The organism is Pseudochrobactrum sp. XF203, assembly GCF_020341615.1.
In the GTDB taxonomy this organism is placed as follows: domain Bacteria; phylum Pseudomonadota; class Alphaproteobacteria; order Rhizobiales; family Rhizobiaceae; genus Pseudochrobactrum; species Pseudochrobactrum saccharolyticum.
Genome location: NZ_CP084392.1, coordinates 746,193 through 771,965, shown reverse-complemented (window position 1 = coordinate 771,965; position 25,773 = coordinate 746,193). Strand labels below are relative to the sequence as shown.

Here is a 25,773-nt window from a genome sequence, read left to right as displayed (position 1 = left end):
CATTATATAAACCAGCCAGACCGGATTACACGCAGAATTGACCGGACCGGCAAAGTTTTTTGACGGGCAAAAACATAGTGTCACAAAATTTAACGCGGGCAACAAATCGTGTGCGACGTGATTAATTTCGACTTAAAAAACAATGGATTGTGATGAGCGTGTTACAATTGAAGAACCCGCTCCCTCTTGCCCGCCAAGGCCGGAAAACAAGGCTCAAACCATGACCGGCATCGCCGGAGCGGCAGAAAAAAGCGCTTTCGGGTTGCGTGACCGGTTACACGCTGTTACATTTGGTGAGTAAACAGAAATGAGCAAAGCATCGATAAGGGGCCGATGCGTAGAGGTGTGAGATGACTGAGATCACCAAAAGCGCAATACTTTATACCATGATGATCATCACGCTGAATACGGCCATTGCCATTAGTGTGATCGGGCTGGATTTTCTGCCATAACCATCATGACGGATGAGCATAGCGGCGCTGTATTGATAAGCGAATGAATGCTCTTAACCTGTTTATGCGGGAGCACTCCCGCGCTGCAGATTTCACAAGAGGTCTGCCGGAAGTGTTCCGGCAGACCTTTTTTATTATCTGTAGAGCTACAGATCACGACGCATATGGATGACTTCAAAAGGCAGGCCTTCGCCATCCTGCGGATCACGCGCGGTTTCAGTAAAACCGTTTCGCAGATAGAAACTATGTGCCTGCGTGTTCAGTGCATAAACTTCCAGCGACAGCGTTTTCTTCAATTGCAATGCATGGTCGAGCAATTGACGGCCAAGACCCTTGCCATGAATTTTGGTGTCGATGAAAAGACCGCCGATAAACTGATCCATCAGACCGATAAATCCGGCCGGTTGTCCGTTTTCGAGGATCACCCAGTTTTCAGCTTGTTTCAGATAGATATCCCGCACCTGTTCAGACTGTAATTGCAGGCGCTCCTGCCCCAGAAAACTATGGGCAAATTGTGAGGCCTCCAGCCAGATAGCGACCAGAGTTTCCGTATCCTCATTGCGGATCGGGCGGATTTCATTTCGTATTTGTATCATGATAATTTTAGTCCATTGAAAGATATTATACGCGCCCTGCTATGGGCTGCAAAAGGCGCAACTCAACCCTCAGCCGTTTATGAAAAGGCTGTCGGGGAAACACTTGCTATGAGTTGCTGCGCATAAATCTCCTGATTGGACTGCGCCTCCATATCACCGGCACAAAAGCGAAGCAAGATTGTAAAGTAAAACAGTAACACATTGTCCACTCGACTTCCCCTCCAGCTGTCTGTATGAGACATGCGTCGCGTAATAATGCGCGATGTTGTTCTCGGGGCGGGGTGCGATTCCCCACCGGCGGTATGAAGAGGAAACTCTTTGAGCCCGCGAGCGTCTGAATAAAGCGATTTGTTCAGAGTCAGCAGATCCGGTGCGATGCCGGAGCCGACGGTATAGTCCGGATGAAAGAGAGCAAAGACACGGTTAAACAGCACCCGCTTTCTGCGTGTGATCTGTCGATTTGTGAATTTGCGCCCTGATTCTAGTATCAAGAGATGAAACTATGAACCAGAGCTTGACCAACCCATCTTCCCTCAAAGTTGCTTTCATTCAGGCGCGCTGGCACGCCGATATCGTGGATGAAGCACGCAAATCCTATATTGAAGAACTGGCTAAACTGACTGACAACGGCATTGAAACCGAAGTCTTTGACGTGCCGGGTGTATTCGAAGCACCGCTTCTTGCCCGCACGCTGGCCGGCACCGGCAAATATGCTGCTGTTGTGGCAGCGGGTTTTGTGGTTGACGGCGGCATTTATCGCCACGATTTTGTGTCCGATGCGGTGATCAAAGGTCTGATGCAGGCACAGATGGACACCGATGTGCCTGTCTTAAGCGTTGTGCTGACACCGCATCATTATCATGACAGCAAAGAGCACCATGATTTCTTCCATGCGCATTTCATGGTCAAAGGCCGTGAAGCCGCCCATGCAACCGTGCAGATTCTGGGCACTTACAGCAAAATCGAAGCCTGATAATTATAGAGGCGGCTTGCTTATGCAGGCCGTCTCTCTTGATTATTACGCATTGTCCTTCGTATCGAAGCGGGAAAAGAAATCAGTCCAGTGAACTGGTTTCCCCGCGAAGACGGTTCCCACTTTTGCTGGAAATGCTTTACTCCAAAATACGGTGCGGATGCGTATAAACATCAAATTCCGCACCGCGCACCAGTGCCACCAGCGTAATATTCAGCGCCTCTGCGGTACGGATTGCCAAAGCCGTCGGCGCGGAAATCGCCATAATCACCGGTGAGCGGATCGCCGCTGTTTTCTGCACCATTTCCAGAGAAACGCGACTGGTGACAACCACAGCACCACGCGCCGGATTGGCATTTTCAGCCTTGCCCTCACCACGCAACAAGAAGCCTGCCAGCTTGTCCAGCGCATTATGCCGCCCGACATCCTCGCGCACGGCCAGTATCTCGCTACCACTTTGATGTGTCTGATAGAAACCTGCCGCATGAACGGCTCCGGTCGCCCGATGCAAAATTTGCAAATCCCACATTTGCTCTGCGGCCTGCACAATCTGCTCAGAACGCAGTGTGAAATCACTGTCAGCAACCGGCGGGAACTCCCGCACGGCCTCAGTAATCGATTCAATACCGCATAGGCCACAGCCAACCGGCCCCGCCATATGACGGCGGCGGGCAGTCAGTGCATCACGCTTCAGATCAGATAATTGCATCTGCACATCAATACCGGCGGGAAAGTTCTGAATATCCATCGCCTCGATTTCAGAAGCCTGTGCAATAATGCCTTCGCAGAGGCTGAAACCAACAGCAAAATCCTCAATATCCTGCGGGCTGGCCATCATCACCGCATGGGTGGTACCGCCATAGGAAAATGCCACAGGCAGCTCTTCTGCCACCTGCCGATGCGAAGCTTTCAGTACGCCCTGACGGTGGATAATATTACTGACCTCAGATGTAGCGGGCGGAATATCATCCTTCCCCTCTCTCTCAAGTCCGCAGGTTTTATCCATAGCTCTCCCTTTCAACCCTCTGACGCCATAACTATATGCTTTTATTGGAAGCATATACCAGCGCTTAAACGGATGATAATTTCAGCCATAACGCGGCAGTTTCAACAGGCAATAAGCGCTTTCGGGGTGGTAAGCACATCACGATGGTATATTCTGAAACAAATCCACCAGAGCGTGTTGTATTTGATCACAGCCACGGCACTCGCTCTGGATTCTTGTAATTGTCGCATGTTCGCGGGAGCTCAAATGAATCCATTTGAGCCGACATGCTTTAATGAGGTTCTGACTTATGGACATTCGTCTGATTGATGAAAATTTTGCTGTCACCGGCCAGCTGGCACCGGAAGATATTGCCGGTGTTGTGGCACAGGGCTTCAAAACCCTGATTTGCAACCGTCCGGATCATGAATCCGATGGCCAGCCGCTCTATGATGCGGTTGCGCAGGCAGCAAAAGCAGCCGGTCTGCAAACCTATTTCATCCCTGTGGCCGGTGGCCAGATCACGCAGGAAAATCTGGACGAAATGACCGCAGCTCTGGAAAATGCACCGCAGCCTGTGCTCGCTTACTGCCGCTCCGGCACCCGCTGCACCAATCTTTACGGCATTGTTCAGCAGCAGAAACAGCGCTGATTAAGCTCAATGATGGTGTGCGGATACGCTCTGCACATCATCTGAATTCTACAAAACGCAGCGGATCATTCTATGTCTATCAGGCTCCTGAGCGAAACCATTATCAACCAGATTGCTGCCGGTGAGGTGATTGAACGCCCTGCCAGCGTAGTGAAAGAGCTGGTCGAAAATGCGATTGACGCCGGTGCTACACGTATTGAGATTGTCACCGCAGGCGGCGGAAAAAACCTGATCCGTGTGACTGACAATGGCGGCGGCATTCCCGCAGATGAGCTGGCTCTGGCGGTCTCGCGTCACTGCACCTCAAAACTCACGGATGATGTGCATGATATCCGCGCTCTTGGTTTTCGCGGTGAAGCGCTGCCATCCATTGGTTCCGTTGCGCGTCTCAGCATTAAATCACGCACAGCTGATGCCGATTCCGGCTATGAGGTTGTGGTGCGTGGCGGACATCTGGAAGGCCCGCGCCCGACTGCGATCAATCGCGGGACGATTGTTGAAGTCAGCGATCTGTTTTATGCGACTCCTGCCCGCCTGAAATTCATGAAAACCGACCGCGCCGAATCCACTGCCATTACGGAAGTGGTGAAGCGCATTGCGATTTCCTTCCCGCAAATCCGCTTTTCCATTGCCGGTACGGATCGCAGCCCGCTGGAATTGCCTGCTACATGCAGCGCCGGTGAAACTGTCACTGAAACCGCCATGCTGGAGCGCATTTCACAGGTGCTTGGCGCAGATTTCTCTGAAAATGCACTGGCACTCGACAGCGAGCGTGAAGGCGTGCGCCTCACCGGCTTTACGGCTATTCCGTCTTTCAACCGCGCCAATTCTTTGCATCAATTTGCCTATATTAACGGTCGTCCGGTGCGTGACAAGCAGGTGTTTGGCGCATTACGCGGCGCTTATTCCGATGTGATTGCCCGTGACCGCCATCCGGTCGGCGTATTGTTCCTCCAGCTTGATCCGTCTCATGTCGATGTCAATGTGCATCCGGCCAAGGCTGATGTGCGTTTCCGCGATCCGGGGCTGGTGCGCGGTCTGATTGTCGGCACCATTCGTCACGCTTTGGCGCAATCGGGCATCCGCCCCGCAACCAGCGGTGCCGAAGCCATGCTGAAAGCCTTTCAGGCGCAAGGATTTGAAACCAAGGGATTTGAAGCGCCAGAGCGTTCATCAAGCTCATTTACTTCAGCCCCTGCCCGTAACTGGCAGTCTGCTTCGAATTACCGGCCAGAGCCGCCGCGACAGGAATGGTCACCGCAGACTGCACATCCGGCACAGCGTCCGTTGCATCTCGATACACAACCGGCACCGCGCTTTGAGCAGGCAGGTTTCGGTGAGGCTTTACAGGCTACGATTTCACAATTCGCGGCGCCCAGTGCTGACAGCCGTGCCGCAGAAATTGAAGCACCGGCAGAGTTATTGCGTGCTCCGCTTGGTGCCGCACGGGCGCAAATCCACGCCAATTATATCGTTGCCCAGACCGAAGACAGTCTGGTGATTGTTGACCAGCATGCCGCCCATGAAAGACTGGTTTATGAAGCGCTGAAAACCGCGTTGGAATCCAAGCCAATGGCCGCGCAGATGCTACTGATCCCTGAGATTGTTGACCTGCCGGAAGAAGATGCGGAACGTGTTGTCGCCCACGCGCCGACGCTTGAGCGCTTTGGCCTGAGTGTGGAACAATTCGGCCCCTGTGCTGTGGCTGTGCGCGAGACACCGGCCATGCTCGGCGAAATGGATGTGCAGCAACTGATCCGCGATCTGGCGGATGAAATTGCCGAGCATGACACCGCCAACGGGTTGAAAGATATGCTCAATCATGTGGCGGCGACTATGGCCTGTCATGGCTCTGTGCGCTCCGGCCGCCGCATGAAAGGCGAGGAAATGAACGCGTTGTTGCGCCAGATGGAAGCTACACCGGGTTCCGGCACCTGCAATCACGGACGGCCGACCTATATAGAATTAAAACTCAGCGATATTGAACGTCTGTTCGGACGCAGGTAAAGATTACCCAAACACACTAAAGACAAGAAAGAATAATGAATATGTTTTCCAGCAATCGCAACGGTGAAGCCAAATTGCGCTACCTCGATGGTGATTATCAGGTTCTCGAACCGGGTTCCTATGTGATCTGTGCGGTTACCGGCGAAAAAATTGAACTGGATGATCTGCGCTACTGGAGCGTTGCCCGTCAGGAAGCCTATGTGAACGGCCTCGTCTCCTATCAGCGCGAACTGGAAGCTAATCCTGAACTGCGCCAGCGCAGCAAAAGCTAAAATGGCATACGAAATATCAGACCTGAAGACCCAGCCGCATTTTCTCGATGATGCAGCCAACCGCGTTTGGAATGCATGGTGGCGGCAGGACGGTCATGAACTGGACTTCATCAAAGGTCTGTTTCAGGAAAATCTGACGGCAGAGACCACACCGGTTGCGCTCATCGCCCATGAAGGCAGTGCGTTTCTCGGCACTGTTTCGCTGATTGACAGTGATATGGAAGCCCGCCCGCAATATACGCCGTGGGTCGCAGCCCTTTGGGTTGATGAACAACAGCGTTCGCATGGCATCGGCGGTGCCTTGCTGAAAGCCGCAGCGCAACAAGCCCGCGACCTGAACTTCTCGGAAGTCTATCTTTGCGCTGAAGCTGACAAGCATGATTATTATGCTGCGCGCGGCTGGCTTTTGATTGAAGAAAATATTGATGGCCTCAATATTTACCGTCAAAGCCTCTGATTAGAGCGGTTTACGTCCAGATTGGATCAAAGCGCTCGCTCTAAATTCTTTAGTTGGTCGCATTATCACAACCGTCAAGTTGGTCCAACTTGACTGTGAAATGCTCTAGAGCTCAAGACTGCGCTCAAGAAAATTTTGCCGTGTTGTTTTGATAATGCGTTGCAAAATTTTCTCACGGCCAAAATCAAGCCGCACATCAAAAACAGCAATATTACGCAGCCAGTCGCCCCCAATGGCAGATTGCAATCCATGCAGGCGCACATAATCTTTCGCCGTGGTTGCCAATATCAGATTGGCTTCCCGCGCCTCCGCAATAAGCTGGCGGATATCTTCCGGCTTATAATTATAGTGGTCGCCAAATGAGCGGCTGATGACCACTTCCCCGCCCAGTTCTGTCACACTGTCATAGAATTTCTGCGGATTGCCGATACCGGCAAAAGCGAGAAACTTTTTGCTCTCAACCGGTTGTTCCGCCACCGAGACCAGACGCGCATCAAAAAACGGTTTATTACTGCGCGCTGCCATGCGGATCACATTTTCCGAGGCATCCTCACCTTTCAGATGGTTCGGCGTTATACGCAGCAGTGCCGATGCCTGCTGCATCTGCGCCATCAAAGGCGCACGCAGAGGTCCTGCCGGAATGATTTTTCCGTTGCCGATCCCGCGTGCGGCATCCACCACCAGCAGTGCATAATCATAAAACAGACGTGCGCTCTGAAAGCCGTCATCCATAATGATAAAGTTGCAGCCATGCTTTTCCAGCAATTGCGCAGCATGCAAACGATTGGCCGAAACCGCGACCATAGCATGTCTTGCCAGCAGCAGCGGTTCATCGCCGGTCAGCTTGGCCGTATCTTGCGCCACATCCACCAGATGCACGCCTTTAAAAGAACCGCCATAACCGCGCGAGACTATACCGGGCTTAAAGCCTTCAGCCTTTGCAGCTTCGGCAAAAGCGATACAGGTCGGTGTTTTACCCGCTCCGCCAACCGTGAAATTACCGATACACAAAACCGGCATGGCAATTTCCGGCGGCTCTGCATTCACCATACGCTTTTTAGCAACCGAGCCATAAATTGCAGCCACCGGCGACAGCAATGCAGACTGCCAGCCAGCCTTACGCCACCAGAAACCTGAAATATCTGCCGGTGTCTTATTTGCAGCCATCACGGCTGCTCCGCTGCATCTGTCTCAGCCAGAGGTTCAACAACTGTCGTATCCAGACGGGATTTGACAGCCAGCGGCTGTATAAAAGGTTCAAGCGCCGTGAGTGTGCGCTCCAGCGCGCCGCGCATATCACCGACCGTGCGCTTTCCGGCCTCGGTCATGGTTTTCAGCTTTTCCGGATTATTGAACAGGAAATTCACCGCACCGGCCAGCATATTATGATCGCTGACAAGTTTGGCACCGCCGTTTTTAATCAGGCGCTGATAGGATTCACGGAAATTCTGCACATTGCGGCCGGACAAAACTGCCGTGCCGAGCATCGCTGGTTCCAGCGGATTTTGCCCGCCCTCACCGGTCAGGGATTTGCCGACAAAAGCAATTTGTGACAGGCGCAGATACAAGCCCATTTCGCCGATCGTATCGCCAAGATAAACAGCTGTTTGCGGAGTGATCTCCTCATTACGGCTGCGCTGAGCAACAGTCAGCCCCTTGGCTTCGATCATGGTGCGGATTGCCTCAGCGCGATCCGGATGACGCGGCACAATCATAGTCAGCAAATCCGGATGGCGGGTGCTGAGCATTGTATGCACTGTCGCAGCAATATCTTCCTCACCCTCATGGGTGGAAATCGCAGCCCAGACTTTGCGCTTGCCAATCTGCTGTTGCAAACGCTCCAGTTCCTGCGGATCAACCGGCGGGGCATCCGTATCCACTTTGAGATTGCCGGAAATCGTGACCGGACGTGCGCCGAGCTGGCGGAAGCGTTCGCCATCCGCATCAGACTGCGCCACCACATGGGCAAAATTTTCAAACAAAGCCTCAGCAACGGAGCTGCGCTTTTTCCATTTCGCATAGGAACGGTCAGACATCCGCCCGTTGATCAGGATTTGCGGAATATGGCGCTTACCAAGTTCCAGAATGGTCATCGGCCAGATTTCGGATTCACATTTAATCGCCACATCCGGTTGCCAGTGATCCAGAAAACGGCGTACGGCAGGCAGCAAATCCAGCGGTACATATTGGTGAATAACCCTGTCACCAAGACGCTCTCCCACCAGCGCAGCAGAAGTGCGCGTGCCTGTGGTCAGCAAAATGCGGATATCCTGTGCCAAAAAATGCTCAATCAGCGGCAGAATGGCGGTAAATTCGCCCACACTCGCGGCATGCATCCAGACCAGCGGCCCGTCAGGGCGGGCAATCTGGCTGCGACCGTAACGCTCGGCACGGCGGGTACGGTCTTCTTTGCCTTTGGAAACACGATAACTGATATAAGGCCCGATCAGCGGATAGGCCGCACAACCGGCAGCCTTATAGATTTTAAGAACAGTGCGGGCCCATTTTTCACTCATTCTTATCTCCATACCGGCCTTGTTTTATGCCGTACAGCAGTTCTGTTCTGTAAAACGAACATAAAATACCGGAAACACAAAGGGCACAAAGACTATTTGCGCCCCTGCGCAAGCTATTGAAATCTTGCATAAAGATGCCCGGCGAACCAAGCCTATCTTAAGTTTATACACGAATAAACCGGTCACAAGGTGATTATATAAAAGAATGCCGGCCGCTATCACAATTTATTGTCAGCCAGAGCGGGTTGCGTTCAAATTTAATAACGACGCTCGCTCTGGATTCTTTAGTTGGTCGCATTGTCACGGCCGTCAATTTGATCCAACCTGACAAAATTAAAACGATCAAGTTGGATCAACTTGACTGTGACATGCTCTGGCAGGAGGTGGCAGCATTCCCAGCTGCTTATAAGCGGCAAGCGTGGCAGCATCGAGTTTGCGGGTCAGTTCCAGCCGTTTTTCCTCAAGTAAATTTTCATCCGCATCCGCAGGCACCCAGACCGGCTCGGTCGTGGTGGCAGCGGAACGCCCGAAAGGCAGCGGTATTGAGGTTTTATCCCAGCTTTTTTCCAGAATTTTGCTGCGTGAAAAAGCATAGGCAACAGGCAGGATCGGGCGGCCGGATAATTTGGCCAGCAGGATAATGCCCTGCCCCGCCTCACGCACCGGACTATGCGCCACATCGGCAATCATGCCGGTGCTGGTGCCCTGATCCAATGCCCGCTTCAGGGTGATCAAAGCACGTGCGCCACCTTTTCCGCTATTATCACTGTCAGCGCGCCCGCCGGAACCGCGAACCGTTTGCAGGCCGAGCTTTTCCGCCACACGGGCATTAAGCTCCGCATCGGCACTGCGCGAAAACATGGCCACAACCGGCACAGATTTATCGCGCACAAACGGCCCCATCAAATGCTGGCCATGCCAGAAAGTGACGATATAGGGCGTTTGCTTTTTTTGGGATGCAATCGTTTCGTAAAATCCCGGCAGGCGTTTATTGGTTGCATAAACCAGCCGGAGATAGCCCGAAATCAAATTGACCAGCACCGTCTTCAGAACTTCTGAACGCGCCAAAGGCCCGCGAATACGCTGCCAGGCGCGTTTCAAAAACTTGGTCAGAAATCCGGTTCGGTGCGGTTTGTCACCTGCCACAGTCAGAACGCGCGTCAGGCTTTGTCAGCAGAGCGTACAGCTTCAGCAACTGCACTTGCAGGATCGAGCAGACGGTGCATATGCACGATGAAATAACGCATATGGGCGTTATCAACGGTTTGCTGAGCCTTGGATTTCCAAGCCATTTTAGCGGCTTCATAATTCGGATAGATGCCGACAATATCCAGCTTGTCCAGATCACGGAATTCCATGGAATTCAGCGTCTTCAATTCACCGCCGAATACCAGATGCAGCAGTTGTTTGTTTTCACCAGATGCGGTCATGTTTCTAATCCTGTCACTGAGATTATGTTTTGCCGGAAGGCAGAGCACTTTATAGCCTGCCTTTGTTGCCGCCCTCTTTAGAGCGGTTTACGTCCAAGTTCAACCGGAGTGCTCATTGCACACTCTTTAATTTATCGTATTTTCTAATGCACCTGCGACAAGCCGGCTCAGGAATAATTCTGATCCGACAATAACTGCCGCACAACGATCAGCATTTCTTCTTCAAAACCTGCAACAGCCGCCACCAGCACATCATGGCTGAACGGTTTTTGCCCCGCAACGGCACCACCTGCCGCGCCATAGCTAAGCGCCTGCCCCTCAAGGGTCAAAAGCCTGCCGCCGGCCTCGGAAAGCAGCAGATCCGCCGCAGCCAGATCCCAGTCATGGGCACCGCCGCGCACGAAAGTTCCGGCCAGTTCACCGCGTCCGACCATAGCTATGCGATAGGCCAGTGACGGCACATAGGGCGAGAAAGCTGTCTTGCTGCGAAAGCCTTCCGGCAGATCATTAAAATGTGATCGCGACATCGCCACAGGATAGCTGCGGCCATCCGCAGGCAACTGCGCTGCAACCGGCGTGCCATTCTGGAAAGCACCCTGTCCGCTGACGGCGCTCAGCACCTCTTTACGCACCGGAACATCCAGCACACCGCAGCGCGGCTTGCCCTGATCGATCACTGCAATGCTCACACACCAGCGGTCGTCACCGGCAAGAAATGCGCGGGTACCGTCAATCGGATCAACCACAAATGCCCGTTCTCTGCCGGTACGCTGCTGATCTGTTGCCGTTTCTTCTGAAATCCAGCCATAATCCGGCCGCGCCTGCAGCAGAAATGCCTGCAGGAAACGATCAACTGCCAGATCCGCTTCACTCACCGGAGACTGCCCGCCTTTCAGCCAGACCTCCGGATTATTGCCATAATAGCGCAAGGCAATTTTACCCGCTTCCGCTGCCGCTTCACGGATGAGTTGCAGGTCATCGCTGTCTGCTCTTTGATTAGTTGCTTGATTAGTTTCCGGCAAGCGTCATTCCTTCAATTACCAGCGTTGGTGCGGCTATTCCGTAAGACCGGTCGAGATCGCTGGCAGCGGTCATATTCATAAACATATCTTTGAGATTGGAGGCGATGGTCACTTCACTCACCGGATAGGTCAGCTCGCCGTTTTCAATCCAGAAGCCGGAAGCGCCACGGCTATATTGTCCGGTAATCATATCCACGCCCTGACCGAAAACCTCGGTGACATAGAAACCGGTGCCGAGTTCTTTCATCAGTTCTTCCGGTGTGCGTGCACCGGCTTCAATCGCCAGATTGGTAGAGGACGGCACAACAGTTGAACCGGAACGCACGCCACGGCCATTGGTTTCCAGCCCCAGTTCACGCGCGGTCGAGCCGGAGAGGAACCAGTGCTTCAGCACACCGTCCTCAATCATGGTCAGTTTTTCACCGGCAATGCCCTCACCGTCAAACGGACGGGAAGATGAACCGCGCAGACGCATCGGATCATCGGTGATGCTGACCCCTTTGCTCAGAACCTGCTGTCCCATTTTATCTTTCAGAAAGCTGCTTTTACGGGCAACGGATGCACCATTGATGGCACCGGCAATATGACCGGCCATGCCGCGCGCCACACGCGGATCAAACATCACATTGACCGCGCCGGTTTTAACCTTACGCGCATTGAGACGGCGCACAGCCCGTTCACCGGCGGTGCGGCCAAGATCTTCCAGTTCTGGCAAATCAGCAAAATGCAACCGGACGCGCATATCATAATCGCGCTCCATCGCGGTGCCTTCACCGGCAATCGCGCTGACAGAGCGGCCAAAACGGCTCAGCGTATAAAAGCCTTCAAAGCCGCCGGATGTGACCAACACCATACCGCCCAGACCCGCAGAGGCCGTAGCACCGCCGGAATTAGTAACACCGGCAACTGCCCGTGCAGCCTCTTCCATTGCCAGCGCATCTTCAGTCATCCGTTTGCTGTCGATCTGTGTCGGGTCAAACAGATCAAGATCGGCAATTTGTTTAGCCAGTTTCGACGGATCAGCCAGCCCCTCATAAGCATCTTCCGGCGAGACTTTTGCCATCGCGACGGCACGTTCTGCCAGCGCAACAGGATCAGCCCCTTTATTGGCACTGGCCGAAATACTGGCAATGCGCTTGCCGACAAAAACCCGCAGCGAGAAATCATCGCTTTCCGAGGCTTCAGTGGCTTCAACTTTGCCTAAACGCACGCTGACATTGCTGGAACGGCTGCGCACAACCACCGCATCGGCATGATCCGCACCGGCTTTTTTAGCCGCGGCGACGAGAAAACGAGCCTGATCGGCGAGTTTTTGAGCAGAGCTTTGTGCGTCCATCATTCTTCCTGTCATTCGTCTGGCGCGGTGGTGCGTGATATTTCAACGCCCGCATTTTGCAATCTGCGAACAGTCAATTATCAGGTTTTGCCGCCTGTATAGGTTCTATATACGGATAAGCCGTGTATTTTTTAAGTCTCATTTTATGTTTATGCATGACAACTCAGGCCTGAAGAAACATATACGGGTAAGCAGACGTCTTCTTCAGAATAATATCCTCAGTGTTTCGCTCATGTTCATGACTTCATATTTGAAAACGATGAAACCATAAACGTGATATTTTTCTTTAAAAAACCGTTATCTGCACGCGTTGTTTCATATTATGTTCGGCATGATTTGCCTGCAGCATTGTATTTGATGATTTTCTGCCGGTAGCTTATTTCGTACCCGCCCCGACAAACGTAATATGTGATGTTTTAATTATGGAAAACAATATTTCCATCGGCAGTCTTTATCTGCAGACCCTGATGATCCTCGGCGGGGCAATCATTGCCGCACCATTGTTCAAGCGTATGGGGTTGGGAACCGTTCTGGGCTATCTGGCCGCCGGTGTGATTATCGGCCCGATTGCCCGTTTTATCACCGATGGTGAAGAGCTGCTGCATTTCTCCGAACTAGGCGTGGTGTTTCTGCTGTTCATCATCGGTCTTGATCTCAAGCCATCCCGCCTCTGGTCTCTGCGTCATGCGATCTTTGGCCTTGGTCTGGCACAGGTCGCATTATGTGCTGTCACCCTTGCCTTTCTGGGCGTTTATGTTGCTGGTCTTCCCGTACCGGCAGCGATTATCGTCGGCTGCGGCTTTGCACTATCCTCAACCGCCTTTGCCATGCAAATTCTGGAAGACAAAGGGGAAACCAGCCAGAAATACGGGCAAAAAGCCTTTGCTATTTTGCTGTTTCAGGATCTGGCGATCGTTCCTATTCTGGCGCTTATACCTGCATTGTCACCGGGCGAAAGCTCGCAAAGCGCTGCGAATTTCCATGTGGCAGCGGCACTCGGTGCCATTATCATTCTGATTATTGCCGGTCGCTATTTGCTGAACCCGATGTTCCGTATCATCGGCAATACCGGTGCGCGTGAAGTGATGATCGCCGCTGCATTGTTTGTGGTACTCGGTTCGGCGGCGCTGATGGAAGCTGCCGGCCTGTCCATGGCGATGGGCGCATTTATCGCCGGTGTGCTGCTGGCAGATTCCTCCTACCGTCATGAACTGGCAGCTGACGTGGAACCATTCCGCGGTATTTTCCTCGGCCTGTTCTTCGTCGCGGTTGGTCTGTCGCTTAATCTGGTGGTCATTCTCGATAACTGGCTGATGATCCTGCTATCGGTTCCGGTGATTATTGTTACTAAAATCGCAATCATTTATCTGCTGTGCCGTATTTTCCGCACCAGCCATAATGATGCGGTCAAAGTCGCCTTTCTGCTGCCACAGGGCGGTGAATTTGCCTTCGTTCTGTTCTCCACGGCCAGTGCCGCTGCGGTTATCACCGATGCGCTGGCCTCCGAGTTGATCGCTGCCATCACGATTTCCATGGCGCTGACGCCACTCTGCGTAACGATCGGCAATCGCCTGCTGACGAATACGAAGCAGGAAGACGGCATGGAGGAAAATTTCGAGGGTGCAGGTTCCGATGTGCTGATGATCGGCTTCTCCCGCTACGGGCAGATTGCCTCGCAAATTTTGCTGGCCGGTGGTTCTGATGTGACGGTGATCGACAATTCCGCCAATAAAATCCGTGCGGCCGGACGCTTCGGTTTCCGTATTTATTTCGGTGACGGACAGCGTAAAGACGTGCTGGAAATGGCAGGTATCCGCAAAGCCAAACTGGTTGCCATCTGCACTGAGAAAAAAGAAATCACCGACCGGATAGTTGATCTCATTCAGACAGAATTTCCGGATGTGAAACTCTATGTCCGTTCCTTTGACCGTGAGCATACGCTGCAATTGCGGGCAAAAGGCGTGGATTACGAGCTGCGTGAAACTTTTGAATCCGGTCTGTTATTTGGCCGCAAAACACTGGAAGCGCTCGGCATGCCGGAAGAAGAGGCTCAGACCATTGCCGATGATGTGCGCCAGCGCGATGAAGACCGCCTGCATGTACAGGCTTCGGAAGGTATTCTCGCCGGTCGTCACCTGTTGTTCAATAAGCCGGTAACACCGGAACCTCTGGTCAAACCGACCCGCTCGGCAGTGCCGCTCGACAAGGCAACGGAAGAGACAATTGCACCTGCCAAACCTTATCCGGAAGCAGGCATTGTCCTCACTCCGGCAAGCGAATAAATCATCGCCGGTCAAATACAAAAACGGCGCGGTGGTCATCCACCGCGCCGTTTTTTATATTCCTACAAACCTGTATCTTAGTTCAGGCTCGTTAGTTCAGGCTTGGCCCAACCACGAGGATGGCAGGATCTGCTTTGAGCAGCTTTGCTGCAACAGCCTTCACATCATCTGTGGTCACAGCATTGATGAGATCAGCACGGCGGTCGATATAATCACGCCCCAGATCCTGTTCCTGCAAGCCAACCAATGTGCGGGCAACGGCCACGGATGAATCCAGATTATTGATTGCATAGGCACCGATTGCAAAGCTCTTAGCTGCGGCCAGTTCTTCCTCTGTCACGCCGGATTTCGCCATACGGGCAACTTCCGCGCGGATCACATCCAGACTCTGCTGTGCACGGTCGGGACGTGTACCGGTGGCAATATTGAGACTGTTGGAATAGTCCCGGCCACTGAGACCGGAGCTGACCGTATAAGCAAGGCCGCGCTTCTCACGCACTTCATTATAAAGACGTGAAGTAAAGCCAACACCCAGCACCTGATTCATCAGATAGGCTGCAAAGAAATCTTTATCGCTGCGCTTTACACCCGGATACACCAGGCTGACCGTTGTCTGCGGCAGATCATAGGTCACAGATGTTGTGGCACCCAAAGCGAGTTTGGCCATTTCCATCGGCTTCAGCTCTGCTTTATCCTGCAGATTGCCGAAAAGCTTATCCAGCAGAGGCGCCAGTTCCTCGGCGCTGATCGCACCGACCACACCGATTTTCAGCTGGTCTTTGCCGAACAGTTTTTTATGGGCATCCAGCAGATCATCGCGGGTGATTGTTTCCAGCGACTGCACTGTGCCCTCTTCACGGCGGGCATAAGGATGCTTGCCATAGAGCACTTCGGCAAATTTCTGCGAAGCAATTGTGTTCGGATCATTTTTGGAAGCGTTAATCCCTGCAATCACCTGATCGCGGATACGATCAACCGCCGCCTGATCGAAACGCGGTTTCTGAATAGCCAGAGCCAGCATGTCAAAGGCTGCCGGACTGTTCTCTTTCAGCATCCGCATACCGCCGGAAATCGTATCATCGCTGGCGGTGAAGCTCATTTCCGCGCCGATATTATCCAGTCTTTCCTGATAGGCATCGGATGGCATATCACCCGCACCTTCATCGAACAGACCGGTCATCAGATTGGCCAGACCTTCTTTGCCTTCAGGGTCTTGCGCACTGCCGCCCTTAAACGAAAAACGCACAGAGATCAGCGGCACACTGCCGTCCTCCACCAGCCAGGCTTTGATACCCTTCGGCGAGGTCACTTCCTGAATATCCAGCGCATAGGCAGGCAGTGTTGTCAGCAATGCGAAAAGACCAACAGCCGCAGCTTTGAAACCACGCAAAGCATTGCTACGGACAGGGCGTGCATTTTCGAACCCTGCCTCAGAGTGAAGAGAATATGTCATTATTTTTTCACCTCTGGCTTCGCATCTGTCTTCTTGTTCAGATCATTGCCTGCCGGCTTATCACCGGCAGCACCGGTTTGCGCCTTATCGGCTGCGGCTGGTTTTGCACTCTGTTCAGGCTTTACGGCTGCTTCTGCCGTTTCCGGCGGCAGCAGATAACCGGTCACAGCAATTGACGGTTTCAGATAGCGCTCTGCCACATCGCGGATCTGCTCCGGCTTGACGGTGCGGATTTTATCCGACCAGCCCTGCACATCCTCAACAGTCTGGCCGACAGCCAGTGAGGAACCATAAATCCGTGCCATGCCGGTCTGGCTGTCACGGGCAAAAATTTCCGACTTCAGAAAACGATTGCGCGCTTGATTAAGCTCTGTTTCCGTCACACCGTCTTTAATCAGACGCTCGACTTCGACATTGATTGCAGCCTGCACCTGCTCAAGCGTGGCATCACCGCGCGGCGCGCCATAGAGCATGAATGTACCGTCATCCAGCGCGTCACCGGCATAATAAGCACCGGCACTGGCAGCAATGCCCTGCTCAACAATCAGCTTCTGATAGAGACGGCTACGCATACCACCGCCGAGAATTTCTCCCAGCAGATCAAGTGCTTCAGCGTCGCCTTCACGTCCCTTAGCCTTGGCATTCACATAAGACGGCACCACCCATGTGGAGTTAAACGACGGCTGGTTCACACGGGCGTCGCGCAATGTCACGGTGCGGGCTGTGTGCTTCACAGGTTCCTGCGGACGGATACGCGGTGCAACTTCAAAGCGCTTCGGCAATTTGCCATAGGTGCTGAGCGCCAGATCACGGACGCGCTCCGGCGTCACATCACCGGCCACAACGAGAATGGCATTATTCGGCGTATAATAACGCTCGTAAAAACCGATGGCATCCTCAAGGCTGAGCTTTTCCATTTCCTGCTGCCAGCCGATAATCGGGCGGCGGTAAGGATGATTAAAGAAAGAAGCGGCACTCACCTCTTCGCTCAGCATTGCTCCCGGATTGCTGTCCACACGCATGCGGCGCTCTTCGAGAATAACATCGCGCTCCGGTACAATCACATCTTCGGTCAGAACCAGATTGGCCATACGGTCTGACTCGTATTTCATCACCATTTCCAGCGCATCCGGTGCAACCTGCTGGTAATAGCCGGTATAATCGGACGAGGTGAAAGCGTTTTCCTGACCGCCAATCGCTGCAACTTTTGCAGAAAATTCACCGGCAGGAACATTCTTCGTACCCTTGAACATCAGATGTTCAAGAAAATGGGCAATACCGGATACACCTTCCTGCTCATCAGCGGCACCCACGCGATACCAGACCATCTGCGTGACAACCGGTGCGCGGTGATCGGGAATCACCACAACATCCATGCCATTGGTCAGCTTAAAACTGCTGACGCCTTTCTGGGTCTTGATTTCAGGCAGCGCGGCCGGCTGATTATCATTGGCCGGATTGGTCTGGGTGGTCGCAGCGGGGGCAACCTGCGCCTCGGCGGGCTTGGCAGCCTGCGCGAAAGATGCGCCCACAGTCGCAGAACTGACAATCAGCGCCAGCATGGATGTGCTGACCAGTTGCCGGCAAAAGGATAGATATGGCACGAAAAGTGTCCCTTCCTGTTTTGCAAAACAACCTTAATTAAACGAGATTGCGGCAAATTCGCAACCAGCCATCAAGAATTATGTCATGATGACAATAATTTAATAAATATGCCCCCAAAAAGGCAGCACTATGCTGAAATGCAAATTGCCCGCACAGAGCGGGCAATTTGTTATCTAATGATAAAATTGTCAGGCCAGTTCATAAAGCCTTATCGTGGTAATCCCGTAATTGCGTTCATCGCGCAATATGAAGCGGTCATCCAGCGTGATAACGGCTTCTGACACTTCTTCCAGTATCAAAAGCGCATCAGGCTTCAGCCATCCGCCTTCAAGTGCAGAGATAAAAGCCTGTTCACCCAAACCTTTACCATAGGGCGGATCGGCAAAAACCAGATCAAATTCACCCATTGTACCGGTCGGCCCCAAGGCTGTTGCATTGCGGCGGAACACTTTTGTATTCCCCTGAAGGCCGAACGCCTCCACATTCTGGCGCAACAGGCCACGCCCTTCTACGGATTCCTCAACGAAAACCGTATAGCGGCAGCCGCGTGACAAGGCTTCAAGACCAAGCGCACCGGTACCGGCAAACAGATCCAGCACGCGTGTATTGTCCAGCTTCTTACGAAAACCATGCGTGATAATATTGAACAGACTTTCGCGCGTCCGGTCGCTGGTCGGCCGGATTGCAGAGCTTTCCGGCGTCACCAGTGCACGTCCGCGGAATTTACCGCCGACAATGCGCATTAACGTTTATCTCCGCGCGGGCCGGAACGTGGACCTGCACCACGGGGACCGGACGGACGGTTGCCGGATGGTTTACCACCCTGCGGGCCTTTACCGAAAGGCTTGCCACCGCGACCGCCTTCAGGCTTGCCACGGAATGGTTTGTCGCCCGACGGACGGTCACCAAACGGCTTTTTGTCACCAAATGGCTTCTTGTCAAAATTGCGCTCACCGGAGAAACGACGCTCTTCGCGTGCCGGACGATCGCCTTCATCAAAAGAACGACGGTTTTCCGAACGGAAGCCTTCGCGCTTGAAACCGTCGCGATTGTCTTCATCACGGCGGAAACCCTGCCGCTTATAACCGTCTCTGTCCTCTGAACGCCCCTGATAACCGCGACCGCCTTCTTCACGCTGCGGACGGTCATCACCGTCACGGCGTGAACGGCGGCGATCATCACCCGGGGTCGGCTTGGACGAGGAATTATAGGCCTTGGCACCCGGTGCCATCCATACATTCACGCCGCGCGGACGCTGCGGCTGTGAACCGAACTTGTCATCATCCTTGTCACCACGGCCGCCTTTCGCAAAGCGCGGCTTGTCGAAACCGCCGGAACGCGGTGCAGATGTGCTGAGGCGTGAAAGGCCATCTTCACGCCAGCTCTTGCCATCGCGATCACGCTGGAAAGGCTTGCGCTCACCATCACGCGGCGCACGGCCTTCTTCACGACGGTCACCGTCTTCACGGTCACGGCGGAACGGTTTACGCTCACCGTCCATACGCCCTTCGCCACGCTTGGCACCAAAGCCACCTTTGCCGCCACGGCCGCCGCCTGCATTGCGGCTGCTGGAAATCCAGTCGGATTTGTAACGGGAACGGCCTTCACCTTCCTCGTCGCTGCCACGCTCTTCATAGGCATCAAAACGCGGGCTGCGGGACGGCAATTCGCCCTTAACCGCTTCATTGGAGAATTCATTAAGGATCGGCGCATCAAAATCCGCACCGGAATCTTCAACCAGTTTTTCACCGAGCTGTTCACGCAGGGTACGGCCACGGATTTCGCGCACCGCGCCCTCTTCCAGATCGCCCAGCTGGAACGGACCGAAAGAAACGCGGATCAGGCGGGAAACGGCCAGACCAAGCGCACCAAGAATATTCTTAACTTCGCGGTTTTTGCCTTCGCGCAGACCAATGGACAGCCAGACATTGGCGCCTTGCTCGCGCTCCAGAGTTGCCTCAACCGCGCCGTAGAACACGCCGTCAACAGCGATACCGTTTTTCAGCTCATCAAGCTGTGCCTGTGTTACTGTACCGTGAGCGCGCACGCGGTAGCGGCGCAGCCAGCCGGTAGCAGGCAGTTCCAGAACGCGGGACAGACCGCCATCATTGGTCAGCAGCAACAGGCCTTCGGTGTTGATATCAAGGCGACCGACCGACAAAACGCGCGGCAATTCAGCAGGCAGTGCATCAAACACTGTCGGACGACCTTCCGGATCACGGTTGGTTGTCACCAGACCGGCAGGTTTGTGATAGAGCCACAGACGAGTACGTTCAGCCTGCTGCAGCACTTTATTATCAACGGTAATACGATCTGTGCGCAGAACATTGACGGCTGGGCTGGTCAGCACTTTACCGTTTACAGCAACACGACCGGCAGCAATCATGCTTTCCGCTTCACGGCGCGAGGCAATACCCACACGCGCCAGACGCTTGGCGATACGTTCGCCTTCTTCAGCGGCACTCATATCAAAGCCGCGGGGCTTATCGCCGCGAGGTTCAAAACCACGAGGTTTGTCGCCGCGCTCACCGAAGCCGCGCGGCTTGTCACCACGGGATTCACCTTCAAAACGACGCGGACGGTCAGAACCTCTGTCATCGCGCGTACGCTCACGCTTTACAAAAGGACGCTTGCCGCGTTCATTATCATGATCGTCACGGGTCATTAGAATATCAGCCTTTCACCGGTATTTCTGCCCGGCGTCAAAAATCGAAAATCAGGATGCGGAAAGCCCTGCTGCAAAACCGCTGCGCGTTTTCGCCGGACATGCTTTATGCTAAATCATTCCGATCCGGCAAAATTTAGGATAAAGCTGGCACGATTGCAGCGCAGTTCTTATGCTACACACCTTATTAAAGCTACGCTCTAACAAATCATCACCGCGCTTGCGAGTAAAATATCTGAAAGGCTGCCGCACATTATGCAAAAAAACGCAACCGGCGGCAATTCCGGCAAGATGAACAATAAAAATTCACAATCCCCTGCGGCAAGTTTGGCTTCTGCAGAGAATTTGGTTTCCGTGACACATCCGGCAAGCGGTCATGCAAAGATATCTCCCATGCAGGCCGCAATGGAAGAAGCCCGCGCCGCAGAAGCACGGGGCGAAGTGCCGATCGGCGCGGTCATCACACATAAAAACCGGATTATTGCCCGTGCGGGTAACCGCACCCGCGAGATCAATGATCCAACCGCCCATGCCGAAATTCTGGCAATCCGCATTGCCTGTGAGGTTCTGGAAAATGAGCGCCTCGGGGATTGCGATCTCTATGTGACACTGGAACCTTGCGCCATGTGCGCGGCGGCAATTTCTTTCGCCCGTATCCGCCGTCTTTATTATGCTTCAAGTGATCCGAAGGGCGGCGGCGTGGAATATGGCCCCCGCTTCTACAGCCAGCCGACCTGCCATCACGCACCAGAAGTCTATTCCGGCATAGGTGAAGCGGAGGCAACCGACATGCTGAAACGTTTCTTTCAGGAAAAACGCAAATAAAAAAGCCGCGTCCTTTGTCAGGACGCGGCTTTTTCAAACTTCATTCAATCCAAATTAAAGACCGAGCTTATCGCGCCAGCTTTTCGAGCCAGTGGCTTCAGCCTTACGACGACGCTCTTTCTTCGCCTCGTCCTCACCCAGATCACCGACTGCAGCAGTGGCGGCTGGCTGACGATAGCTGACCGGCGGCTCACTCAGATATTTACGCTGTGTGGCAGAACCGCCTGCACGGTCAAGCTGTGCCTGCTTCGCGGCTGCAGCAACTGCCGGATCGGCAACAGAATCACGTGATGCATAATCTTCACGACGGCTGGCACCGCTTGGCAGGATCTGACGGCGCGGCGTGAAATCGCTCGGGCTGTCCGGTGCAATCGGCGAAACGAAATTCGGATTATCGCGGTTTGCTTCAATCTCTGCACGCAGACGCTTGCGGCGTTCTTCCGGCGATTCCGGCCATGAAGGATCACCGGCGCGGGCAACACTTTCCTGCGGCTGCGGCAGGCTTTCTTTCTGCCCTGCAACAGGCTTCACCAGCTCCGGACGCGGCTTATATTCAATACCGGTTCTCTTTTTCGGACCGATTGTAGCAATGGATGACATATCATCCAGCAATTGCGTGCTGGCTGACTTGCCTGTTCCATAGGTCGGATCGGACACGCAACCGGCAAGACCCAAACTGGCCAGCACTGTTGCGAAAGCGAAAATGCGTCCTTCAATCTTCATGAGCACCACTTTTATCCGTATTCGGCCAGATTACCCAACCACCGCTACATTAAATTTCATGCATTATGGCGTTATCGGTACTTTCCGGCAACTCCAAGGCATGAAAGCAGATTTTCACTGCCGACAAGATATTTCAATGCAGTGCCTTAGCACGGCAGAAAATATGCGGCAATCACTGATAACTGCTTGTCAGAGCGGTTCCTGTTAAAATTGAATTACCGGAACCGCTCTTTTTCTTTGTTTTACGCATTATCCAACGCAAACCGCTTCGCACTTTTGCTGGAAATGCTTACCTGTGATCGCCGCAGATTCATACCTATCCCAAACGACCAAGAGCTTTCAGCTCATGCAATGCCGCAGCATCGCGTGCCGATACATCAGGGAACTCAGAATCACTGCCGACATCATTGGTATAACGCCATGAACGGGCGCATTTTGTACCGTCGGCCTTGGCAGGCACAACAGCAACACCCTTCACATCGCTCAACGCGAATGCTTCACCGGCAACCGGCTGGTCACTGATGGTCAATCCGCTGGTGATGCAGATCTCAGCCATATCCAGCCCCTGTACCGCTGAGAGCAGCGACGCATCGGTGATATGCACCAGAGGTGCAGCTTCCAGCGACGAGCCGATACGCTTGTCCGCACGTTCCAGTTCCAGAGCGCCGGTAACAACGCGGCGAACATCGCGCACCTTGTCCCATTTCGCAGCCAGAACCGGATTATTCCATTCGGCAGGAATGTTGCGGAACTGCTCCAGATGCACGGAAACCGCATCTTTATAACGGTCAAGCCATGCTTCTTCCGTTGTGAAAGGCAGCATCGGTGCGAGCCATGTCACGATATTATCGAACAGGTGACGCACGGTCTGCAAAGCAGCTTTGCGGCGCAGGCTCGATGGTGCATCGCAATAAAGCGCATCTTTGCGGATATCGAAATAGAAAGCCGACAACTCGATATTGGTGAAGTCGATCAGTGCGCGGGTGATGCGTTTGAACTCAAATGCATCATAACCATTGCGCACAACTTCATCCAGCTCGCTCAGGCGATGCAGCATCAGCTTTTCAAGTTCCGGCAGATCGGCATAGGCAACTTCTTCGCCTTCATCATGCGCCAATGTACCCAACATCCAACGGATGGTGTTACGCAGCTTGCGGTAAGCGTCAATATTGGTCTGGATGATGCTCTTGCCGAGGCGCTGATCGTCCCAGTAATCCGAGGTCATCACCCAGAGACGCAGAATATCGGCACCGGAATCCTTGATGATTTCCTGCGGGGTCACTGTATTGCCGAGCGACTTCGACATTTTCTTGCCATGCTCGTCCATGGTGAAACCATGGGTCAGCACTGCATTATAAGGTGCACGGCCACGGGTTCCGCAGCTTTCCAGCAGCGAGGAATGGAACCAGCCGCGATGCTGATCCGAACCTTCCATATAAAGATCGGCAGGCCATTTCAGATCAGGACGGTCTTCCAGCGTGAACGTATGGGTGGAGCCGGAGTCAAACCAGACATCGAGAATGTCGGTAACCTGCTCCCAAGCCTCACCGGCGCGGTTGCCGAGGAAACGCTCACGCGCACCTTCTGCAAACCATGCATCAGCACCTTCCACTTCAAAAGCCGCGAGAATACGCTCATTCACAGCTTCATCAATCAGCACTGTGCCATCTTCGGCTGCGAAAACGCAGATCGGCACGCCCCATGCGCGCTGGCGTGACAGCACCCAGTCAGGACGGTTTTCAATCATCGCACGCAGGCGGTTCTGTCCGGCAGCCGGTACAAAACGTGTATCATCAATGGCTTTCAGAGCGCGGGAACGCAGCGTTGTGCCGTCGCCCAGTTCTTTGTCCATATAGACGAACCATTGCGGTGTATTGCGGAAGATGATCGGTTTTTTCGAGCGCCATGAATGCGGATAGGAATGCTTCATGCGGCCACGGGCGAACAGCAGACCACGCGCGATCAGTTCTTTGATAACCGCTTCATTGGCATCCCCCTTCTTGCCGTTATCATCGATAACACGGGCAGCACCGCCTTCACGGTCAGGGCCAAAGCCCGGCGCATCGGCAGTATAGAAACCGGCATCATCCACAGGGAAAGGAATCGCAGGATTGATACCGCGTGCTTCAAGTTCACGTGCAGCATCCATCCATGCTTCAAAGTCTTCACGACCATGGCTTGGGGCAGTGTGAACGAAGCCTGTACCGGCATCATCAGTCACATGCTCACCGGCAACCAGCGGCACAGTAAATTCATAACCGCCGCCAAAGCCTTTGAGCGGATGGGCTGCGGTCATGCCATGCAGCTGTGCAGTGGAAACATCGCGCAAACGATTAAAAGTCAGCTTGGCTTTTTTGAAGCATTCCTCAGCCAGATTATCAGCGAAGATCAGCTTTTCACCGGCTTGCGGGCCAAAGTCATTTTCCGCACCGGTCACTTCATAAAGACCGTAGGAAACCTTTGGCGAATAGGCGATGGCGCGGTTGCCCGGAATTGTCCATGGTGTCGTCGTCCAGATGACCACATGCGCATCAGCCAGTTCCGGCACGGATGTGACAGGGAATTTCACCCAGATCATATCCGACTCAATATCGTGATATTCAACTTCCGCCTCGGCCAGAGCAGTGCGCTCAACAACCGACCACATCACCGGCTTGGAACCACGATAGAGCTGGCCGGAGCGGGCGAATTTCAGCAATTCACCGGCAATACGGGCTTCCGCATGGAAATTCATTGTGGTGTATGGCTGTTCAAAATCACCGGTGATTGCCAGACGTTTGAACTCATCGGTCTGAACCTTGATCCAGCCTTCAGCAAATTCACGACATTCCTTGCGGAATTCATTGACCGGCACTTCGTCTTTATTCTTGCCCTGCGCACGGTATTTTTCTTCGATCTTCCATTCGATCGGAAGACCATGGCAGTCCCAGCCCGGAACATAGTTCGAGTTATAGCCGCGCATCTGGAACGAGCGGGTGATCACATCTTTCAGTGTCTTGTTCAGCGCATGGCCGATATGGATATTACCATTGGCGTATGGAGGGCCGTCATGCAGCACCCAAAGCGGGCGATCTTTGGCATCTTCACGCAGCTTCTTATAAAGATTCATCTCTTCCCAGCGGGCGACCAGCAGCGGCTCACGCTGCGGAAGGCTGGCGCGCATCGGAAAATCGGTCTGCGGCAGGTTAAGCGTTTTGGAATAATCGATTTTTTCAGCAGTCATTATCTTGAGCATTCAGTTGGACTGCCGGAGCATAATGCAGGCACTATGCTGCTCTCAGGCAGGCAGTCTTAAGAAAATATATATCCTGAAATTGCGGCAGAGTTCATCATACCTCAGGATGTCAGCTATTCTTCCCGGACCTTTCCCCCTGAACCATCCGGTCAGGCTTAAGAAAAGGCCGGGCCAATAATTCGGCCGGCATAGCGCAGCATTATAAATATCGAGTATTGTCTCATCATGGTGATGCTTTTACCAATGCAGGCGCGCAGAATAAAGAGGCAAGACAGATAAACTTTGCC

At 53.4% G+C, this 25,773-nt stretch carries 21 protein-coding genes and 1 riboswitch; of the genes, 7 read left to right on the top strand and 14 right to left on the bottom strand.

Annotation, left to right across the window (positions count from 1 at the left end; genetic code table 11):
- Positions 1–598 precede the first annotated feature (598 nt).
- Positions 599–1,048 (bottom strand): GNAT family N-acetyltransferase, encoded by a 450-nt coding sequence (locus LDL70_RS03265; protein WP_213596878.1) that lies wholly within the window; start codon positions 1,046–1,048, stop codon positions 599–601.
- A gap of 263 nt (positions 1,049–1,311) precedes the next feature.
- Positions 1,312–1,465: riboswitch (FMN riboswitch) on the top strand.
- A gap of 85 nt (positions 1,466–1,550) precedes the next feature.
- On the opposite strand from LDL70_RS03265, the gene LDL70_RS03260 reads away from it, so the two are divergent.
- Positions 1,551–2,021 (top strand): 6,7-dimethyl-8-ribityllumazine synthase, encoded by a 471-nt coding sequence (locus LDL70_RS03260; protein ID WP_225687049.1) that lies wholly within the window; start codon positions 1,551–1,553, stop codon positions 2,019–2,021.
- A 139-nt stretch (positions 2,022–2,160) separates the two neighbouring features.
- Here LDL70_RS03260 and fdhD read toward each other — a convergent pair whose 3' ends face one another.
- Positions 2,161–3,027, bottom strand: coding sequence for a formate dehydrogenase accessory sulfurtransferase FdhD (gene fdhD, locus LDL70_RS03255; RefSeq protein ID WP_225687047.1), 867 nt, complete (start codon positions 3,025–3,027; stop codon positions 2,161–2,163).
- Positions 3,028–3,316: 289 nt separating this feature from the next.
- Between fdhD and LDL70_RS03250 the strand changes: the two genes are divergently transcribed.
- The 4 genes from LDL70_RS03250 (at position 3,317) to LDL70_RS03235 (ending at position 6,394) form a co-directional block, all read left to right on the top strand.
- A complete protein-coding gene (locus tag LDL70_RS03250) occupies positions 3,317–3,658 on the top strand; it encodes a TIGR01244 family sulfur transferase (protein WP_075654428.1) in 342 nt (113 codons plus the stop codon).
- A 72-nt stretch (positions 3,659–3,730) separates the two neighbouring features.
- Positions 3,731–5,665 (top strand): DNA mismatch repair endonuclease MutL, encoded by a 1,935-nt coding sequence (gene mutL / locus LDL70_RS03245; protein ID WP_225687039.1) that lies wholly within the window; start codon positions 3,731–3,733, stop codon positions 5,663–5,665.
- A 35-nt stretch (positions 5,666–5,700) separates the two neighbouring features.
- Positions 5,701–5,937: a DUF2093 domain-containing protein gene (locus tag LDL70_RS03240; protein WP_022711228.1), complete on the top strand. Its 237-nt coding sequence runs from the start codon at positions 5,701–5,703 to the stop codon at positions 5,935–5,937.
- 1 nt (position 5,938) lies between these two features.
- On the top strand, positions 5,939–6,394 hold the full coding sequence (locus tag LDL70_RS03235) for a GNAT family N-acetyltransferase (RefSeq protein ID WP_225687037.1): 456 nt from the start codon (positions 5,939–5,941) through the stop codon (positions 6,392–6,394).
- A gap of 105 nt (positions 6,395–6,499) precedes the next feature.
- On the opposite strand, the gene lpxK is transcribed toward LDL70_RS03235, so the two are convergent.
- The 6 genes from lpxK to LDL70_RS03205 all read right to left on the bottom strand — a co-directional run bounded on the left by lpxK (position 6,500) and on the right by LDL70_RS03205 (position 12,698).
- The gene (gene lpxK, locus LDL70_RS03230) at positions 6,500–7,561 is read right to left on the bottom strand and encodes a tetraacyldisaccharide 4'-kinase (protein ID WP_225687029.1); all 1,062 of its coding nucleotides are present in this window, start codon (positions 7,559–7,561) and stop codon (positions 6,500–6,502) included.
- Entirely contained in the window at positions 7,561–8,910 is a 1,350-nt protein-coding gene (waaA, locus tag LDL70_RS03225; RefSeq protein ID WP_151158381.1) for a lipid IV(A) 3-deoxy-D-manno-octulosonic acid transferase, read from the bottom strand. Before waaA ends, lpxK begins: the two co-directional genes overlap by 1 nt.
- A gap of 342 nt (positions 8,911–9,252) precedes the next feature.
- Positions 9,253–10,011, bottom strand: a complete 759-nt coding sequence (locus LDL70_RS03220; RefSeq protein ID WP_370627042.1) for a lysophospholipid acyltransferase family protein — start codon at positions 10,009–10,011, stop codon at positions 9,253–9,255.
- A 59-nt stretch (positions 10,012–10,070) separates the two neighbouring features.
- Entirely contained in the window at positions 10,071–10,340 is a 270-nt protein-coding gene (locus tag LDL70_RS03215) for a DUF4170 domain-containing protein (protein ID WP_022711233.1), read from the bottom strand.
- Positions 10,341–10,507: 167 nt separating this feature from the next.
- Entirely contained in the window at positions 10,508–11,362 is an 855-nt protein-coding gene (locus LDL70_RS03210) for a 3'(2'),5'-bisphosphate nucleotidase CysQ (protein ID WP_225687020.1), read from the bottom strand.
- The gene (locus LDL70_RS03205) at positions 11,349–12,698 is read right to left on the bottom strand and encodes a TldD/PmbA family protein (RefSeq protein WP_225688355.1); all 1,350 of its coding nucleotides are present in this window, start codon (positions 12,696–12,698) and stop codon (positions 11,349–11,351) included. Before LDL70_RS03205 ends, LDL70_RS03210 begins: the two co-directional genes overlap by 14 nt.
- 422 nt (positions 12,699–13,120) lie before the next feature.
- Between LDL70_RS03205 and LDL70_RS03200 the strand changes: the two genes are divergently transcribed.
- Complete coding sequence (locus LDL70_RS03200) at positions 13,121–14,980, top strand: monovalent cation:proton antiporter-2 (CPA2) family protein (RefSeq protein ID WP_022711236.1); 1,860 nt, start codon at positions 13,121–13,123, stop codon at positions 14,978–14,980.
- 91 nt (positions 14,981–15,071) lie between these two features.
- On the opposite strand, the gene LDL70_RS03195 is transcribed toward LDL70_RS03200, so the two are convergent.
- The 4 genes from LDL70_RS03195 to LDL70_RS03180 all read right to left on the bottom strand — a co-directional run bounded on the left by LDL70_RS03195 (position 15,072) and on the right by LDL70_RS03180 (position 20,703).
- Positions 15,072–16,433 (bottom strand): pitrilysin family protein, encoded by a 1,362-nt coding sequence (locus tag LDL70_RS03195; protein ID WP_225687018.1) that lies wholly within the window; start codon positions 16,431–16,433, stop codon positions 15,072–15,074.
- On the bottom strand, positions 16,433–17,995 hold the full coding sequence (locus LDL70_RS03190) for a pitrilysin family protein (RefSeq protein WP_022711238.1): 1,563 nt from the start codon (positions 17,993–17,995) through the stop codon (positions 16,433–16,435). Before LDL70_RS03190 ends, LDL70_RS03195 begins: the two co-directional genes overlap by 1 nt.
- 231 nt (positions 17,996–18,226) lie before the next feature.
- On the bottom strand, positions 18,227–18,781 hold the full coding sequence (rsmD, locus tag LDL70_RS03185) for a 16S rRNA (guanine(966)-N(2))-methyltransferase RsmD (RefSeq protein WP_225687016.1): 555 nt from the start codon (positions 18,779–18,781) through the stop codon (positions 18,227–18,229).
- Complete coding sequence (locus tag LDL70_RS03180) at positions 18,781–20,703, bottom strand: pseudouridine synthase (RefSeq protein WP_225687007.1); 1,923 nt, start codon at positions 20,701–20,703, stop codon at positions 18,781–18,783. The genes rsmD and LDL70_RS03180 overlap by 1 nt, the downstream gene beginning before the upstream one ends.
- 393 nt (positions 20,704–21,096) lie before the next feature.
- Between LDL70_RS03180 and LDL70_RS03175 the strand changes: the two genes are divergently transcribed.
- Positions 21,097–21,528, top strand: coding sequence for a nucleoside deaminase (locus LDL70_RS03175; protein ID WP_225688353.1), 432 nt, complete (start codon positions 21,097–21,099; stop codon positions 21,526–21,528).
- A gap of 54 nt (positions 21,529–21,582) precedes the next feature.
- On the opposite strand, the gene LDL70_RS03170 is transcribed toward LDL70_RS03175, so the two are convergent.
- Together LDL70_RS03170 and ileS are read right to left on the bottom strand one after the other, a co-directional pair.
- Entirely contained in the window at positions 21,583–22,251 is a 669-nt protein-coding gene (locus LDL70_RS03170) for a hypothetical protein (protein ID WP_075654416.1), read from the bottom strand.
- Positions 22,252–22,567: 316 nt separating this feature from the next.
- On the bottom strand, positions 22,568–25,474 hold the full coding sequence (gene ileS, locus LDL70_RS03165; RefSeq protein WP_225687005.1) for an isoleucine--tRNA ligase: 2,907 nt from the start codon (positions 25,472–25,474) through the stop codon (positions 22,568–22,570).
- Positions 25,475–25,773 lie beyond the last annotated feature (299 nt).

What these genes read in the sequence shown, in the direction of transcription:
- LDL70_RS03265 (WP_213596878.1), bottom strand. Translation starts at nt 1,048, where the DNA reads ATGATACAAATACGAAATGAAATCCGCCCGATCCGCAATGAGGATACG.
- LDL70_RS03260 (WP_225687049.1), top strand. Translation starts at nt 1,551, where the DNA reads ATGAACCAGAGCTTGACCAACCCATCTTCCCTCAAAGTTGCTTTCATT.
- fdhD (WP_225687047.1), bottom strand. Translation starts at nt 3,027, where the DNA reads ATGGATAAAACCTGCGGACTTGAGAGAGAGGGGAAGGATGATATTCCG.
- LDL70_RS03250 (WP_075654428.1), top strand. Translation starts at nt 3,317, where the DNA reads ATGGACATTCGTCTGATTGATGAAAATTTTGCTGTCACCGGCCAGCTG.
- mutL (WP_225687039.1), top strand. Translation starts at nt 3,731, where the DNA reads ATGTCTATCAGGCTCCTGAGCGAAACCATTATCAACCAGATTGCTGCC.
- LDL70_RS03240 (WP_022711228.1), top strand. Translation starts at nt 5,701, where the DNA reads ATGAATATGTTTTCCAGCAATCGCAACGGTGAAGCCAAATTGCGCTAC.
- LDL70_RS03235 (WP_225687037.1), top strand. Translation starts at nt 5,939, where the DNA reads ATGGCATACGAAATATCAGACCTGAAGACCCAGCCGCATTTTCTCGAT.
- lpxK (WP_225687029.1), bottom strand. Translation starts at nt 7,561, where the DNA reads ATGGCTGCAAATAAGACACCGGCAGATATTTCAGGTTTCTGGTGGCGT.
- waaA (WP_151158381.1), bottom strand. Translation starts at nt 8,910, where the DNA reads ATGAGTGAAAAATGGGCCCGCACTGTTCTTAAAATCTATAAGGCTGCC.
- LDL70_RS03215 (WP_022711233.1), bottom strand. Translation starts at nt 10,340, where the DNA reads ATGACCGCATCTGGTGAAAACAAACAACTGCTGCATCTGGTATTCGGC.
- LDL70_RS03205 (WP_225688355.1), bottom strand. Translation starts at nt 12,698, where the DNA reads ATGGACGCACAAAGCTCTGCTCAAAAACTCGCCGATCAGGCTCGTTTT.
- LDL70_RS03200 (WP_022711236.1), top strand. Translation starts at nt 13,121, where the DNA reads ATGGAAAACAATATTTCCATCGGCAGTCTTTATCTGCAGACCCTGATG.
- LDL70_RS03195 (WP_225687018.1), bottom strand. Translation starts at nt 16,433, where the DNA reads ATGACATATTCTCTTCACTCTGAGGCAGGGTTCGAAAATGCACGCCCT.
- LDL70_RS03190 (WP_022711238.1), bottom strand. Translation starts at nt 17,995, where the DNA reads ATGCTGGCGCTGATTGTCAGTTCTGCGACTGTGGGCGCATCTTTCGCG.
- rsmD (WP_225687016.1), bottom strand. Translation starts at nt 18,781, where the DNA reads ATGCGCATTGTCGGCGGTAAATTCCGCGGACGTGCACTGGTGACGCCG.
- LDL70_RS03180 (WP_225687007.1), bottom strand. Translation starts at nt 20,703, where the DNA reads ATGACCCGTGACGATCATGATAATGAACGCGGCAAGCGTCCTTTTGTA.
- LDL70_RS03175 (WP_225688353.1), top strand. Translation starts at nt 21,097, where the DNA reads ATGCAGGCCGCAATGGAAGAAGCCCGCGCCGCAGAAGCACGGGGCGAA.
- LDL70_RS03170 (WP_075654416.1), bottom strand. Translation starts at nt 22,251, where the DNA reads ATGAAGATTGAAGGACGCATTTTCGCTTTCGCAACAGTGCTGGCCAGT.
- ileS (WP_225687005.1), bottom strand. Translation starts at nt 25,474, where the DNA reads ATGACTGCTGAAAAAATCGATTATTCCAAAACGCTTAACCTGCCGCAG.